Genomic DNA, 13,419 nt, shown 5'->3' on the forward strand with positions numbered 1-13,419 from the left:
ATGGCAGTAGGGTCGAAGGATCTCGCACCCGCACAGCTGGACGGTTTCGACAACGAGCGTCTCGTTGAAGAACTCCGCAAGTCCAAGGAAGAGCTGTTCAACCTGCGTTTCCAGTCCGCCACCGGACAGCTGGAGAACCACGGTCGTCTGCGCGCGGTAAAGAAGGACATCGCACGCATCTACACCGTTCTCCGTGAGCGCGAACTGGGCATTCGTGCCGAGGTTGCCGCACCGGTTGTGGAAGCCAAGGAAGAAAAGAAGTCCAAGAAGGCAGCAGCCAAGGCTGAGAAGGCCGAAGCCGAGGCTGGAGAGGACGCCAAGTGAGCGAACAGAAGGAAACTGTGACGGAAACAGCAGCCAGCGCTGGACAGCGCGGTTACCGTAAGACGCGTCGCGGCTACGTTGTCTCGGACAAGATGGAAAAGACCATCGTTGTCCAGGTTGAAGACCGCGTGAAGCACGCTCTGTACGGCAAGGTTATTCGCCGCACTTCGAAGGTCAAGGCTCACGACGAACAGAACACTGCCGGCATCGGCGACCTCGTTCTGATCGCCGAGACCCGTCCGCTGTCCGCCACCAAGAACTGGCGGCTCGTGGAGATCCTCGAGAAGGCTAAGTAATCCCGCGCCGGGCTTTGTCCGGCAGCGATATGGATTGGCTGGAAGGCCCGTATTCCGTAAGGGATGCGGGCCTTTCCGCATTTCGGTCCCTAGCATAAAACGTGCTAGGATATTGAGTTTGTATGGCGCCAGTTGTGCGTCGACAACCAACCTCGTAAACAATCGTGCCGCGGCATACTGCCCCGAGCAGTTATTTCCGCAAGGGAAGCTGATGCTGGCGGCACGGGAGTTTAGGCCTGCACTGGCAAAATCCAGGCAGGTCAAGAGACACCCCGATCAACCGTTCCGCAAGGCTCATTCCGTATGCACCATTTCGGTCTGAGAACCGGCGCGACGCAAGGAGTAAAAATTGATTCAGCAGGAGTCGCGACTGAAGGTCGCCGACAACACGGGTGCTAAGGAAATCCTTACCATTCGCGTTCTCGGTGGATCCGGCCGTCGCTACGCAGGCATTGGCGACGTCATCGTCGCAACCGTCAAGGACGCTATCCCGGGCGGCAACGTAAAGAAGGGTGACGTCGTCAAGGCTGTCATCGTTCGTACCAAGAAGGAACGCCGCCGTGCGGATGGTTCCTACATCAAGTTTGACGAGAACGCAGCTGTGATTCTGAAGAACGACGGCGACCCCCGCGGTACCCGTATCTTCGGCCCGGTTGGTCGTGAACTCCGTGACAAGAAGTTCATGAAGATCGTCTCCCTGGCCCCGGAGGTGCTTTAGTCCATGGCTAAGATCAAGAAGGGTGACCTCGTTCAGGTCATCACCGGAGCCAAGCAGGAGCGCGGCGGCGACCGCGGCAAGCAGGGTAAGGTTTTGCGCGTTTACCCGGAGGCCAACCGCGTTCTGGTAGAAGGCATCAACCGAGTCACCAAGCACACCAAGGTCGGTCAGTCGCAGCGCGGCACCAAGACCGGTGGCATCGAGGTCGTCGAGGCCCCGATCCACGTCTCCAACGTTGCTCTTGTTGACCCCTCGACCAAGAAGCCGACCCGCGTTGGTTTCCGTCTCGAGACCGTTGAGAAGGACGGCGTCTCCAAGACCGTCCGTATCCGCGTGTCCAAGGCATCCGGGAAGGACATCTAATGAGCGAGACACTGTCTGAGACCGCCGCAGTGAGCAAGATCGTTCCGCGTCTGAAGACGAAGTACGCCGATTCCATCAAGCAGACCCTGGTTGAGGAATTCAAGTACGAGAACGTGAACCAGGTTCCCCGCCTGGTGAAGGTTGTTGTGAACATGGGTGTTGGAGATGCCGCCAAGGACTCCAAGCTGATCGACGGCGCTGTCCGCGATCTCACCCTGATCACCGGCCAGAAGCCGCAGGTAACCAAGGCCCGCAAGTCGATCGCCCAGTTCAAGCTGCGCGAAGGCATGCCCATCGGTGCACACGCAACTCTGCGTGGGGACCGTATGTGGGAATTCGTGGACCGCCTCGTGACCCTCGCCCTGCCCCGTATCCGCGACTTCCGCGGCCTCAACGGCAAGCAGTTCGACGGCAACGGCAACTACACCTTCGGTCTGACCGAGCAGGTTATGTTCCACGAAATCGACCAGGACTCCATCGACCGCGTTCGCGGTATGGACATCACGGTTGTCACCACTGCCAAGACCGATGACGAAGGCCGTGCGCTGCTCAAGGCACTTGGCTTCCCGTTCAAATCCGAAGACTAATAACTACGTAGTAGGTCCGGCCGCGGCTGTTTTTTAGCCAACGCGGAAACCATTACGAGGAAGGGCAAGAGCCCACAATGACTATGACAGATCCTGTCGCAGACATGCTTACGCGTCTGCGCAACGCCAACTCGGCTTACCACGACACCGTGAGCATGCCGTACAGCAAGCTCAAGGCACGCGTTGCCGACATCCTGAAGGCAGAGGGTTACATCGCTGGCTGGAAGGAAGAGGAAGCCGAAGTCGGCAAGAAGCTGACCATCGACCTCAAGTTCGGTCCGAACCGCGAGCGTTCGATCGCTGGTGTCCGCCGCATTTCCAAGCCCGGTCTCCGTGTTTACGCGAAGTCCACCAACCTGCCTCACGTGCTGGGTGGCCTGGGTATCGCAATCCTGTCCACCTCTTCCGGCCTCCTGACTGACAAGCAGGCCGGCAAGAAGGGCGTGGGCGGCGAAGTCCTCGCGTACGTCTGGTAACGGGAAAGGAAGAGAATAATGTCACGTATTGGACGTCTCCCCATCACCGTTCCCGCCGGCGTCGAAGTCAAGGTTGATGGCTCCGTCATCAACGTCAAGGGCACCAAGGGCGAGCTGAGCCACACTGTAGCCAGCCCGATCGAGGTCACCCTGGACGAAAACACCTTGACCGTCACCCGCCCGAACGACGAGCGCGCTTCGCGTTCCCTGCACGGCCTGACCCGCACCTTGATCGCCAACATGATCGAGGGCGTCACCAAGGGTTACGAAAAGAAGCTTGAAATCGTTGGTACCGGTTACCGCGTTCAGGCCAAGGGTGCTGACCTTGAGTTCGCTCTCGGCTTCAGCCACCCGGTCAATGTCTCCGCTCCGGAAGGCATCACCTTCACGGTGGAGGGGCCGACCAAGCTCTCCGTCGCTGGTATCTCCAAGCAGCAGGTCGGCGAGGTTGCTGCCAACATTCGCAAGCTGCGCAAGCCTGACCCCTACAAGGGCAAGGGCGTCCGTTACGCCGGCGAAGTTATCCGCCGCAAGGTCGGAAAGGCTGGTAAGTAAACCATGGCCATCGCAATTAACAAGAAGCGGTCGAACAAGAGCAAGTCTGCTTCGCGCAGCCGTCGCCAGCTTCGTATCCGCAAGCGCATCACCGGCACGGCTGTTCGTCCTCGTCTGGTCGTCAACCGTTCCGCACGCCACATCTTCGTCCAGGTTGTCGATGACAGCAAGGGTGTAACCGTGGCCTACGCTTCCACCCTGGAAGCCGACCTTCGGGCATTCGACGGCGACAAGACTGCCAAGGCCAAGCGCGTCGGCGAGCTCGTTGCCGAGCGTGCCAAGGCTGCAGGCATCGAAGCCGTTGTCTTCGACCGCGGTGGTAACAAGTACCACGGCCGGATCGCCGCCGTCGCTGACGGCGCACGTGAAGGTGGGCTGGCACTGTGACCGAAGTAAATAAGGAAAAGGACGCTGTGTCTGCTGAACAGAATGTGACTGAAGCTGCAGCTGCTGAGGCAACTGAGACTGCTGCTGCCACCGATGACCGCCGCGGCGGCCGTCGTGGCGAGCGTGGTGACCGTGGCCAGGGCCGCGGCGACCGTGGTGGCCGTGGTGGCCGCGACGGCGGTCGCGAGGCCGAGAAGAGCCAGTTCGTAGAGCGCGTTGTAACCATCAACCGCGTTGCCAAGGTCGTCAAGGGTGGTCGTCGCTTTAGCTTCACCGCTCTCGTCGTCGTCGGTGACGGCAACGGCATGGTCGGCGTTGGCTACGGCAAGGCGAAGGAAGTTCCGGCGGCTATCGCAAAGGGCGTTGAAGAGGCCAAGAAGTCCTTCTTCCGCGTTCCCCGCGTTGGCAACACCATCCCGCACCGCGTGCAGGGTGAGGCCGCAGCAGGCGTTGTCATGCTGCGTCCGGCTTCCCCGGGTACCGGTGTTATCGCCGGTGGTCCGGTCCGCGCGGTACTGGAGTGCGTCGGTATCCACGACGTTCTCTCCAAGTCGCTCGGTTCCTCCAACGCCATCAACATCGTTCACGCGACTGTTGAGGCCTTGAAGGGACTGGAAGAGCCCGCTTCGGTGGCAGCCCGCCGTGGCCTGCCGCTGGACGAGGTTGCTCCCGTTGCCTTGGTGCGCTCACTCCAGAACCAGAAGGCAGGTGTTTAGTCATGGCTAAGAACCTGACTCCCTCCGACGCCCAGTTGGAGATCACCCAGATCAAGGGCGTCATCGGCGCCAAGCAGAACCAGCGTGAGACCCTGCGGTCCCTCGGCCTCAAGCGCATCGGACACACTGTTGTCCGTACCGCTGACGCCGTCACCGTCGGAATGCTCAACACGGTTCCGCACCTCGTGAATGTTGAGGAGGCGAAGTAATGGCTGAGAACAAGACTGCCGAAAAGGCACAGAACGAGGCTGCTGACAAGCAGAACGCTCTGAAGGTTCACCACCTGCGTCCCGCCCCCGGTGCCAAGACTGCCAAGACCCGTGTTGGTCGTGGTGAAGGCTCCAAGGGTAAGACCGCAGGCCGTGGTACCAAGGGTACGAAGGCCCGCTACCAGGTCAAGGCTGGCTTTGCCGGCGGCCAGCTGCCGCTGCACATGCGCCTGCCGAAGCTTCGCGGCTTCAAGAACCCGTTCCGGGTTGAGTTCCAGGTTGTAAACCTGGACAAGCTCAACGAGCTGTTCCCGGAAGGTGGCGCTGTCACCGTCGAGTCCCTGGTCGAGAAGGGTGCCGTTCGCAAGAACCAGCCCGTCAAGGTGCTGGGCACCGGCGACATCACCGTCAAGGTTGACGTCACCGCCCACGCTTTCTCCTCCAGCGCGGCTGAAAAGATCGCAGCAGCAGGCGGAACCACCACTGCCCTCTAAGGGCTCTGGGGGCGATCGCCCGCTGTGAAAAGACTCCCGGAGCGGAGGGTTTCGGCCCCCGCTCCGGGAGTCTTTCCATATTGCTCACACGCCTCGATTGTTCGCATGGCGCATCAAACCGTTAGACTCGGGTGTTGGGTTTCATTGACCCCTTTCGACACCCTTGGACTTTTAACTCAGGAGGACGCTTGCTAAGCGCATTCGGCCGGGCATTTCGGACGCCTGATCTGCGACGCAAGTTGTTGTTCACGCTGGGAATCATCACAATCTTCCGCTTGGGAGCTTTTATCCCCTCGCCTGGTGTGAGCTACCAAAATGTTCAGCAATGTTTGTCAAGCAATCAGGACCAGGGCAGCCTCTACCAGCTCGTCAACCTGTTCAGCGGTGGTGCACTGCTGCAGGTTTCGATCTTTGCCTTGGGGATCATGCCGTACATCACGGCCAGCATCATCGTGCAGTTGCTCCGCGTGGTCATTCCGCGGTTCCAGCAGCTGTATGACGAAGGCGCCTCGGGCCAGTCGAAGCTGACGCAATACACGCGTTACCTGACCATCGCTCTGGGCTTGCTGAACGCCACCACCTTGGTGTCCCTGGCACGGTCCGGGCAGCTGCTGCCGAACTGCCAGCTGCCGATCATTCCCGACACGAGCATCATCGCCACGATCCTCGTGGTTATCACCTTGACGGCCGGCACGGGCCTCATCATGTGGATGGGCGAACTGGTTACCGAGAAGGGCGTGGGCAACGGTATGTCCCTGCTCATCTTCACCTCCATCGCTGCAGGCTTCCCGACCTCGCTTGGTGCCATCTGGAACTCCAAGGGGCCGGGCACCTTCTTCACGGTCTTGGCGATCGGCCTCGTCACCGTTGCCCTCGTGGTCTTCGTGGAGCAGTCCCAGCGGCGGATTCCGGTCCAGTACGCCAAGCGTATGATCGGCCGGCGCACCGTGGGGGGCACCAGCACCTACATCCCCATCAAGGTGAACATGGCCGGCGTCGTGCCCGTCATCTTTGCCTCCTCGATGCTTTACCTGCCAGGCCTGGTTGCCCAGTTCAACCAGCCGAAGGCCGGAGAGTCCATCGCCCCGTGGGTTGAGTGGATCAACAACAACCTCACCAAGGGCGACCACCCCATCTACATGACGCTGTACTTCGTCATGATTGTGTTCTTCACCTACTTCTACGTCGCGATCACCTTCAACCCTGAAGAGGTCTCGGACAACATGAAGAAGTACGGCGGGTTCATTCCGGGCATCCGGGCGGGTAAACCGACCGCGGACTACCTGCAGTACGTGCTTTCCAGGATCACCCTCCCCGGCGCCTTCTACTTGGGCTTCGTGGCGTTGATTCCGTTGGTCGCACTCGTCCTGATCAACGCCAACCAGAACTTCCCGTTTGGTGGCACGTCAATTCTGATCATGGTGGGTGTGGGCCTGGAGACCGTCAAGCAGATTGATGCGCAGCTACAACAACGTCACTACGAAGGGCTTTTGCGATGACGAGAATGCTGATCATTGGACCCCCGGGTTCGGGCAAGGGAACCCAGGCTGAGCGGATTTCCGAGCGCTTGGGCGTAGTCGCCATTTCCACCGGCGACATCTTCCGTGCAAACGTCAAGGGCGAAACCCCGCTGGGTATCGAAGCCAAGAAATACATGGACAACGGCGACTTCGTTCCGGACAGCGTCACCAACAAGATGGTCCGCGACCGCCTGAGCGAGAGCGACGTCGAGAACGGCTTCCTGCTCGACGGGTACCCGCGCACCACCGCCCAGGTGGAATACCTGGACCAGATCCTCGCGGAACGGGAAGAGAAGCTCGACGTCGTGCTTCAGCTGACCGCCGACGACGAGGAACTGGTGAAGCGTTTGCTGGGCCGTGCCAAGGAGACCGGGCGCTCGGATGACAACGAAGCTGTCATCCGCCACCGCCTGGACCTCTACCACGAGCAGACCGAGGCCGTCGTCGCCAAGTATGCAGAACGCGGCATCCTGACCCAAGTCGATGGCATTGGCGGCATCGACGAGGTTACGGACCGTGTGCTGCTGGCCATCGAGGCGGCCAAGGCAGTCTAGTTGCCGCACCACCGTTGAAAAGGGTGTGTCCCGCGCCGGAGCTGAAGCTTCCACGCGGGGCACGCCCTTTCCGTTCCCCTTCCGCAGGACCCAGACCTCGGGAAACCAGGGCGTCCGCGGCTCCGGTTTCGGGCAGGGCCGCTGATGCGGGAAAATAGGAGACCAGAGGTGGCTGCTTCCGCGGCCAGCCACAAGCAGCACACCACAAGAGGAGACCATGGCGTTCGGCCAGCCCCGCATCGAATACAAGACCAATGAGCAAATGCGCAAGATGCACGAGGCCGGATTGGTCCTCAGCAGAGCGCTCGACGCGGCCGTTGAAGCTGCGAAACCAGGCGTGACCACGCGCGAGATCGACGCCGTGTTTGCCGCGGTCCTCATCGACGCTGGTGCAAAGTCGAACTTCCTCGGGTACCACGGCTTCCCGGCCACCATCTGCACGTCGGTCAACGAGGAAGTGGTCCACGGCATCCCCGGTGACCGTGTCCTCCAGGACGGGGACATTATTTCCATCGATGGCGGGGCGATCGTTGACGGTTGGCACTCCGACTCGGCGCGCACTGTGATAGTCGGTACAGCGGATCCTGAAGACCAGCGGCTCTCGGATGTCACCCAGGCCGCCATGTGGCGTGGAATTGCCGCTTTGGCGAAGGGCAAGTTTGTCGGCGATATCGGCAATGCCGTGGACGACTACGTCTCCTCGGTGCCAGGAAAGCCTCTCGGCATCCTTGAAGACTACGTTGGGCATGGCATCGGTTCCGAGATGCACATGGCGCCAGATGTGTTGAACTACCGCACCACGCACCGCGGCCCGAAGATCCGGCCGGGACTGTGCCTAGCGATCGAGCCCATGCTCGTCCGCGGCAGCATTGAAACCGCAACACTCGACGACGACTGGACTGTGGTGACCACCGACGGCAAGCGTTCGTGCCAGTGGGAGCACTCGGTCGCCGTCCACGAAAAGGGCATCTGGGTGCTGTCCGCGCCCGACGGCGGTGCAGAGCAGCTGGTGCCGCTCGGCGTCGTACCTGTTCCGATTCCCTGACCTTTCTTCGACACAAAAAATCCCTGGCGACACCGGAATTCCGGAGTCGCCAGGGATTTTACGTGTCGGAGGTGATCCTAGCTCTTGAGCTTGGGCTTCACGTCCTTGGTGTAGATGCCATCGAGCGTTGCCTTGAGGTCCGTCATAGTGGCCTTCACGTCGCCCTGCTGGGTGAGGATCTTGGCAGCGGACTTGGCCATCTCCTGGTCGGCGCCGGGCAGGAATACGCGGGCGTTGTCCTGCACCCTGGTCACTTTGAGCTGGTCCATGGCGGTTTTGATCTGCGGGGTCTTGGCAAGGACTGCGGTCATGTCCGCGGAGACGCGCGACGGCATGTAGCCGGTCGCAGCGGAGAATGCAGCGGTGTTCTCCGGCTCGGTCATGAACTTCAGGAAGGTGGCAGCGGCGAGCTGGACTTCCTTGCTGACGCCGCTGGGAATCCCGAGTCCCGCGCCGCCGGTGGGGCAGACGTTGGTCTCGGCCTTCGGGCCGCCCGGCAGGAAGCCGACGCCCACGTTGAACTTGGCGGACTTCAGTACGCCCAGGAGGTCGCCGGTGGAGGAGATCGTGGTGGACGCGATGCCCGCGGAGAAGTCGTCAGCAGCGTTCTTGGAGGAGACGCCGGCCCACTTGTCCTTGTAGATGGAGTCCTGGGCCCACTGCAGGGCAGTGACGGACTCGGTGGAGTCGCAGTTGAGGTTCCAGCCGTTGGACCAGCTGCCGCCCCAGCCCCACAGCATGTTCTGCAGGGTCCAGCCGGCATATCCGGCCAGGGCCGGGTACATGTATGCGTACTTCGCGCCGGAGCTGGCCTGGAGCTTGGGGGCCCACTCGGCGAACTCCTGCCACGTCTTGGGAGCGCGGTCCGGCAGGCCGGCGGCCTTGAAGTGGTCCTTGTTGTAGTAGAAGAGCGGGGTGGAGCGGCCGTACGGGAGTGCCCACTGCTTGTTGGCGTACTGGTAGTCCGCTACGAGGGACTTCTGGAAGTCGTCGATCTTGATGTCCAGCTGCTTGACGAGACCGTCCAGCGGGATGATGTTGCCGTTGGTGTAGTAGCGGAACCACCAGACGTCGGAGAGCACCACGAGGCCGGGCAGGGCAGACTTCGCAGCCTGCGACGTCTGGAACTTCTGGGCGATTTCCTCGTAGTTGGCGCCTGCCGTCACGAGGTTCACCTTGATGTCCGGGAACTTCGCCTGGAACTTTTCGATGATGGATTGCTCGACGGCCTGCGACTGGCCGGGGTGGCTGGTCCAGAAGTCGAACGAGCCGGCAGGCTTGACTCCCGAGAAGTCGATGTCCGCCGGGGCGCTGCTCGCTGCGCTGCCGCCGGTCGACGGACCGCCGCATGCTGCCAGGGCGGCGGCGCCGATTCCGAGTCCGGCGAGCCCCAGGAAGTTTCTACGATCAAGGTTCATTGTCATGTTTGGTCCTCTCGAGGATGGGAAAAGCGGTGATGGGGTGGAGTGAAAACGGGGTGTTGCTAGCCGGTGACGCTGCCCTGGGTGAGGCCGGCAACGATGTAGCGTTGCAACGCGGCGAAGACCAGGAGGATGGGGAGGATCACGAGGACGGCTCCGGCCATCAGGATGCCCCAGCCCGCGCCGTTGCCCTCGGAGTTTTGAAGGAGGGTCAGGCCAACCGGGAGGGTCATCGTTTCCGGCCGGTCCGTGATGATCAGGGGCCAGATGTAGTCGTTCCATTCGCTGACCACGGTGACGAGGGCAACCGTGGCGATCGAGGGCAGCGACACAGGGACAACGACCTGCCACAGCCTGCGCCAATGGCCCGCGCCGTCGATTTCCGCGGCTTCGAGGATGGATCCGGGAAGGGTCTTGAAATGCTGGCGGAGGAGGAAGGTTCCGAAGGCCGTGCCGAGTCCCGGAAGAATGATTCCCCACAGGGTGTTCTTCCCGCCAATTCCCGCGATCAGGATGTAGTTGGGGAGGATCGAGACCTGCGGCGGCACCATCAGGGCCACGAGGATCACGACGAAGATGACGTTCTTGAACGGGAAACGGACGAAAACCAGGGCGTACGCAGTCAGGATCGCCAGGATCACCTTGACGGTTGAGCCGACCGTCGTGACGATCAGGCTGTTGAGGAAGAACCGCGCGAACGGCACTGTGGTCATGGCCGCCTGGTAGTTCTCCAGGTTCAAGCTCTGCGGGAGGATCTTGAGATCCGTGGTGACGATCTCGCCGGGCTGCTTGAACGAGCTCAGCAGCATCCACAACAGTGGCAGGACCACGACGAGGGTGGCCACGATCAGCGGGATGTAGCCTCCGGCCACTGTCTGGACGAGATTTGCGCGGGAGAAAGGCTTGTCGCGCCGCACCGGGAGCTCAGGGCCGCCGTCGGCGGCTTTCACGCTGCCGGCGCCGCTCGCGGGGTTGGGGCTGACGGGGGACAGCGTGCTCATGAGTAGTGCACCTTCCGTTCGACGAACCGCAACTGGAGCACGGTAATGATGAGCAGGATGGCGAAAAGCACCACCGAGATAGTGGCGGAGTAGCCGGCTCGGTTGTAAGCGCCGAAGGCCTGCAGGTAGGCCTCATAGATCAGGGTGTTGGTGCCGTTGCCCAGCGGCGTCATGATCCGGATCAGGTCGAAGGCCTGGAGCGAGCTGATCATCGTGGTGATGAGCAGGAAGAACGTGGTGGGCGAAAGCAAGGGAACGGACATGCTCATGAAGCGGCGGAAGCCGTTGGCGCCATCCAGGGAAGCTGCCTCCATGACGTCCTTCGGGAGGCCCTGCAGCCCGGCGAGGTAGACGACCGCGCAGTAGCCCAGGTTCTTCCAGATATAGACGATGATGACCATCACGAGGGCGAGCTGTGGATCGTTGATCCACTGGGGGCTCTGCTGGCCGATGCCCCGGAGCAGCCAGGACAGCACGCCGTACCCGGGGTCGAAAATGAACAGCCAGACGAGGCCCACGCCCACGCCGCTGAGGACGTAGGGGGCGAAGACGGCGGAACGCGCGAAGGTGGTGCCCCGGACCTTCGCGTTCAACGCGAGGGCCACCAAGAGGCCCAGAACCATGGACCCGCCCACAGTGACCACGGTGAAGATGAGGGTGGTGCCGAGTACATGCGGCGCGTCGGAGCTTGTGAAGAAGCTGACGTAGTTGTCGAGGCCCACAACCGTGGCCGAGGCGGAGCCCAAGGTCCAGTCGAGGGTCGAGTAGTACATGTTATTGATGAGGGGCAGATAGGTGAACACGGCGATCAGCGCGAGGTTCGGCAAGGCCAGCGCCAGGAATACGAAGAAGTCGCGGCGGGTACGGCCGGACCAGCGTCCCCGGCGCTGGGCGGACGGGACAGTCTTCGCGGGGGCCGCAGGGCTGCCAGTCAGTTGTCTTGTCATGGGAGGTCTCTAACGGTTCGCAGATATCGGGGCGCGCCCGGCTCGGACCGATAGGCCAAGGGGCGGCTTCTTTTAGCTCACCACACGCGAACTCTTGTCAAGTCAAAAAAGGGCCCGTTCGCGGGATTGTTGGACGAGCCTTTTGCGCCCGTTCACTCGATGTTTCGTGTCGGGTGGTTCCGTGTTCACATTCGAGGCGCGACTATCGTTTTGTGTTCGGCGGGAGGCCGGTGTGCTGTTTAGGCGGCCCCCTTGGGGCCAGCAACTCCCGGCCGGACGGGTGGAGCACAATAGGCACATGACTTCGAAGATCACTGATGTGCCAGGGGTTCGGGTGGGACACGTCCAGCGGACCGGCGAGGGCTGGTTGAGCGGAGTAACCGTTGTCCTTCCGCCACCGGGAACGGTCGGTTCAGTGGACGTACGCGGCGGCGGCCCGGGCACGCATGAGACAGATGCGCTCGACCCCACCACCCTGGTGCCCACGGTCGACGCGGTGGTGCTGACCGGCGGCAGCGCCTTCGGTTTGGTGACGGCCCACGGCGCCCAACGCTGGTGCGAAGAACAAGGACGCGGTTTCGCAGTGCCGGGGGGAGTGGTGCCGATCGTTCCGGCCGCTGCCATTTTCGACTTGGGTCGCGGCGGTGACTTCGCCGCCCGTCCCGACGAGGCCATGGGATACGAAGCGGCCGGGGCGGCTGCGGCTTCGAGCGAGCACGCCGCCGTCGGGCGCGGAAACGTGGGCGCCGGGACCGGTGCGTTGATCGGCCGCGGCGCGTTCAAAGGGGGAGTGGGCACCGCGTCGATCACCCTCGACAACGGCGTGGTGGTGGGCGCGCTCGCTGTGGTCAACGCGCTCGGGATGCCTCTTGGCTCACCGTCCCGGCGGCCGGACTCCGGCACCTCCGAACCGGCGGGGCCTCCCATGCTGAACACCACCCTCGCCGTCGTCGCCACCAACGCGGTCCTCAACCCCGCCGAATGCAAACGCACCGCAAGTGCCGCGCACGCCGGCCTCGCCCGGGCGCTAAGTCCTTCCCATACCCTCGCCGACGGCGACACGGTGTTCGCGCTGGCGACCGGCGCCGTCGGGCTCGACCGCAGTTCGGAACAAGCGCGGCAGGTTTCGCTCATCACCTTGCAAAGCGCGGCGGCCGACGCCGTCCGCCTGGCTGTCCTCGACGGCGTAGCGGCCGCGGAATCCATCACGACGCCGGCAGGTACCTTTCCTGCCTACGTCGCGGTTTAGCGGTATCCCCGGGGCTTCGCCGGCACCGGGAAGGATGACACCGTGCAGTTGTCTGCGCTAGCATGGGCGGATTTAACTTTCGAGCCGACTTGGCGTAGAGTTGTCTGTTGGTTGTCTGCACAGCCACGCCCATTTAACAGGTCGCGAGTCCTGCTTCGTGGAGTGGCAGGAGCTGGACTGTCAAACAAACAAAAACGTCCGCAGGATTTCCGGTGCCTATCGGAGGGCTGCGGCAAACAACAGTTAGCGGAGGATATGGCCAAGAAGGACGGGGTCATTGAGATCGAGGGCGTTGTGACTGAGGCGCTGCCCAACGCGATGTTTCGTGTTGAGCTCACCAACAAGCACATCGTTCTTGCACACATCTCGGGGAAGATGCGCCAGCACTACATCAGGATTCTCCCTGAGGACCGCGTAGTGGTGGAGCTGAGCCCTTACGACCTCACACGTGGTCGGATCGTCTACCGCTACAAGTAATTGCTGGGCGGCAGCCCTGGGGAAACTACATCCCAAGTAGTGCCGCCTCAGCCGACCAACTGCAACACGCAAAGGAACGC

General features: G+C 62.0%; 19 protein-coding genes. 16 read left to right on the forward strand and 3 right to left on the reverse strand.

What is annotated here, in order from left to right:
• From rpmC to map, 14 genes are all read left to right on the forward strand, one after another.
• Entirely contained in the window at positions 1 to 324 is a 324-nt protein-coding gene (gene rpmC / locus L0B83_RS05230) for a 50S ribosomal protein L29 (protein WP_308193957.1), read from the forward strand.
• On the forward strand, positions 321 to 620 hold the full coding sequence (gene rpsQ / locus L0B83_RS05235) for a 30S ribosomal protein S17 (RefSeq protein WP_308193958.1): 300 nt from the start codon (positions 321 to 323) through the stop codon (positions 618 to 620). The genes rpmC and rpsQ overlap by 4 nt, the downstream gene beginning before the upstream one ends.
• Before the next feature lie 349 nt (positions 621 to 969).
• Positions 970 to 1,338, forward strand: a complete 369-nt coding sequence (gene rplN / locus L0B83_RS05240) for a 50S ribosomal protein L14 (RefSeq protein WP_003803789.1) — start codon at positions 970 to 972, stop codon at positions 1,336 to 1,338.
• Between the two features lie 3 nt (positions 1,339 to 1,341).
• Entirely contained in the window at positions 1,342 to 1,701 is a 360-nt protein-coding gene (gene rplX / locus L0B83_RS05245; RefSeq protein ID WP_234757351.1) for a 50S ribosomal protein L24, read from the forward strand.
• On the forward strand, positions 1,701 to 2,288 hold the full coding sequence (rplE, locus tag L0B83_RS05250; RefSeq protein ID WP_234757352.1) for a 50S ribosomal protein L5: 588 nt from the start codon (positions 1,701 to 1,703) through the stop codon (positions 2,286 to 2,288). The genes rplX and rplE overlap by 1 nt, the downstream gene beginning before the upstream one ends.
• 77 nt (positions 2,289 to 2,365) lie before the next feature.
• Positions 2,366 to 2,764 (forward strand): 30S ribosomal protein S8, encoded by a 399-nt coding sequence (gene rpsH / locus L0B83_RS05255; protein WP_142938374.1) that lies wholly within the window; start codon positions 2,366 to 2,368, stop codon positions 2,762 to 2,764.
• Between the two features lie 18 nt (positions 2,765 to 2,782).
• Positions 2,783 to 3,319: a 50S ribosomal protein L6 gene (rplF, locus tag L0B83_RS05260; protein WP_234757353.1), complete on the forward strand. Its 537-nt coding sequence runs from the start codon at positions 2,783 to 2,785 to the stop codon at positions 3,317 to 3,319.
• A 3-nt stretch (positions 3,320 to 3,322) separates the two neighbouring features.
• Positions 3,323 to 3,706, forward strand: a complete 384-nt coding sequence (rplR, locus tag L0B83_RS05265; protein ID WP_234757354.1) for a 50S ribosomal protein L18 — start codon at positions 3,323 to 3,325, stop codon at positions 3,704 to 3,706.
• 44 nt (positions 3,707 to 3,750) lie between these two features.
• Complete coding sequence (gene rpsE, locus L0B83_RS05270) at positions 3,751 to 4,422, forward strand: 30S ribosomal protein S5 (RefSeq protein ID WP_234757394.1); 672 nt, start codon at positions 3,751 to 3,753, stop codon at positions 4,420 to 4,422.
• Between the two features lie 2 nt (positions 4,423 to 4,424).
• Complete coding sequence (rpmD, locus tag L0B83_RS05275) at positions 4,425 to 4,631, forward strand: 50S ribosomal protein L30 (RefSeq protein WP_059387371.1); 207 nt, start codon at positions 4,425 to 4,427, stop codon at positions 4,629 to 4,631.
• Positions 4,631 to 5,125 (forward strand): 50S ribosomal protein L15, encoded by a 495-nt coding sequence (gene rplO / locus L0B83_RS05280; protein ID WP_234757355.1) that lies wholly within the window; start codon positions 4,631 to 4,633, stop codon positions 5,123 to 5,125. Before rpmD ends, rplO begins: the two co-directional genes overlap by 1 nt.
• Positions 5,126 to 5,313: 188 nt before the next feature.
• Positions 5,314 to 6,624, forward strand: coding sequence for a preprotein translocase subunit SecY (gene secY / locus L0B83_RS05285; RefSeq protein ID WP_234757356.1), 1,311 nt, complete (start codon positions 5,314 to 5,316; stop codon positions 6,622 to 6,624).
• 5 nt (positions 6,625 to 6,629) lie between these two features.
• A complete protein-coding gene (locus L0B83_RS05290) occupies positions 6,630 to 7,199 on the forward strand; it encodes an adenylate kinase (RefSeq protein ID WP_234757395.1) in 570 nt (189 codons plus the stop codon).
• 217 nt (positions 7,200 to 7,416) lie between these two features.
• A complete protein-coding gene (map, locus tag L0B83_RS05295; RefSeq protein WP_234757357.1) occupies positions 7,417 to 8,244 on the forward strand; it encodes a type I methionyl aminopeptidase in 828 nt (275 codons plus the stop codon).
• Between the two features lie 77 nt (positions 8,245 to 8,321).
• Here map and L0B83_RS05300 read toward each other — a convergent pair whose 3' ends face one another.
• The 3 genes from L0B83_RS05300 to L0B83_RS05310 are packed head-to-tail and all read right to left on the reverse strand — an operon-like array spanning position 8,322 to position 11,613.
• The gene (locus L0B83_RS05300; RefSeq protein WP_234757358.1) at positions 8,322 to 9,668 is read right to left on the reverse strand and encodes an ABC transporter substrate-binding protein; all 1,347 of its coding nucleotides are present in this window, start codon (positions 9,666 to 9,668) and stop codon (positions 8,322 to 8,324) included.
• A gap of 59 nt (positions 9,669 to 9,727) precedes the next feature.
• Entirely contained in the window at positions 9,728 to 10,666 is a 939-nt protein-coding gene (locus tag L0B83_RS05305) for a carbohydrate ABC transporter permease (protein WP_234757359.1), read from the reverse strand.
• The gene (locus L0B83_RS05310; RefSeq protein ID WP_234757360.1) at positions 10,663 to 11,613 is read right to left on the reverse strand and encodes a carbohydrate ABC transporter permease; all 951 of its coding nucleotides are present in this window, start codon (positions 11,611 to 11,613) and stop codon (positions 10,663 to 10,665) included. The genes L0B83_RS05305 and L0B83_RS05310 overlap by 4 nt, the downstream gene beginning before the upstream one ends.
• Positions 11,614 to 11,911: 298 nt before the next feature.
• Here L0B83_RS05310 and L0B83_RS05315 point away from each other — a divergent pair, with 298 nt between their 5' ends.
• Positions 11,912 to 12,862 carry a P1 family peptidase gene (locus L0B83_RS05315; protein WP_234757361.1) on the forward strand — a complete coding sequence of 317 codons (951 nt, stop codon included), beginning with the start codon at positions 11,912 to 11,914 and terminating at the stop codon, positions 12,860 to 12,862.
• Positions 12,863 to 13,117: 255 nt separating this feature from the next.
• A complete protein-coding gene (gene infA / locus L0B83_RS05320; RefSeq protein WP_009358723.1) occupies positions 13,118 to 13,339 on the forward strand; it encodes a translation initiation factor IF-1 in 222 nt (73 codons plus the stop codon).
• The last annotated feature ends 80 nt before the right edge of the window (positions 13,340 to 13,419 follow it).

Origin of the sequence: Arthrobacter alkaliphilus, assembly GCF_021483235.1 — a bacterium.
GTDB lineage: Bacteria > Actinomycetota > Actinomycetes > Actinomycetales > Micrococcaceae > Arthrobacter > Arthrobacter alkaliphilus.

What these genes read in the sequence shown, in the direction of transcription:
- rpmC (WP_308193957.1), top strand. Translation starts at nt 1, where the DNA reads ATGGCAGTAGGGTCGAAGGATCTCGCACCCGCACAGCTGGACGGTTTC.
- rplX (WP_234757351.1), top strand. Translation starts at nt 1,342, where the DNA reads ATGGCTAAGATCAAGAAGGGTGACCTCGTTCAGGTCATCACCGGAGCC.
- rplE (WP_234757352.1), top strand. Translation starts at nt 1,701, where the DNA reads ATGAGCGAGACACTGTCTGAGACCGCCGCAGTGAGCAAGATCGTTCCG.
- rpsH (WP_142938374.1), top strand. Translation starts at nt 2,366, where the DNA reads ATGACTATGACAGATCCTGTCGCAGACATGCTTACGCGTCTGCGCAAC.
- rplF (WP_234757353.1), top strand. Translation starts at nt 2,783, where the DNA reads ATGTCACGTATTGGACGTCTCCCCATCACCGTTCCCGCCGGCGTCGAA.
- rplR (WP_234757354.1), top strand. Translation starts at nt 3,323, where the DNA reads ATGGCCATCGCAATTAACAAGAAGCGGTCGAACAAGAGCAAGTCTGCT.
- rpmD (WP_059387371.1), top strand. Translation starts at nt 4,425, where the DNA reads ATGGCTAAGAACCTGACTCCCTCCGACGCCCAGTTGGAGATCACCCAG.
- rplO (WP_234757355.1), top strand. Translation starts at nt 4,631, where the DNA reads ATGGCTGAGAACAAGACTGCCGAAAAGGCACAGAACGAGGCTGCTGAC.
- L0B83_RS05290 (WP_234757395.1), top strand. Translation starts at nt 6,630, where the DNA reads ATGCTGATCATTGGACCCCCGGGTTCGGGCAAGGGAACCCAGGCTGAG.
- map (WP_234757357.1), top strand. Translation starts at nt 7,417, where the DNA reads ATGGCGTTCGGCCAGCCCCGCATCGAATACAAGACCAATGAGCAAATG.
- L0B83_RS05300 (WP_234757358.1), bottom strand. Translation starts at nt 9,668, where the DNA reads ATGACAATGAACCTTGATCGTAGAAACTTCCTGGGGCTCGCCGGACTC.
- L0B83_RS05305 (WP_234757359.1), bottom strand. Translation starts at nt 10,666, where the DNA reads ATGAGCACGCTGTCCCCCGTCAGCCCCAACCCCGCGAGCGGCGCCGGC.
- L0B83_RS05310 (WP_234757360.1), bottom strand. Translation starts at nt 11,613, where the DNA reads ATGACAAGACAACTGACTGGCAGCCCTGCGGCCCCCGCGAAGACTGTC.
- L0B83_RS05315 (WP_234757361.1), top strand. Translation starts at nt 11,912, where the DNA reads ATGACTTCGAAGATCACTGATGTGCCAGGGGTTCGGGTGGGACACGTC.
- infA (WP_009358723.1), top strand. Translation starts at nt 13,118, where the DNA reads ATGGCCAAGAAGGACGGGGTCATTGAGATCGAGGGCGTTGTGACTGAG.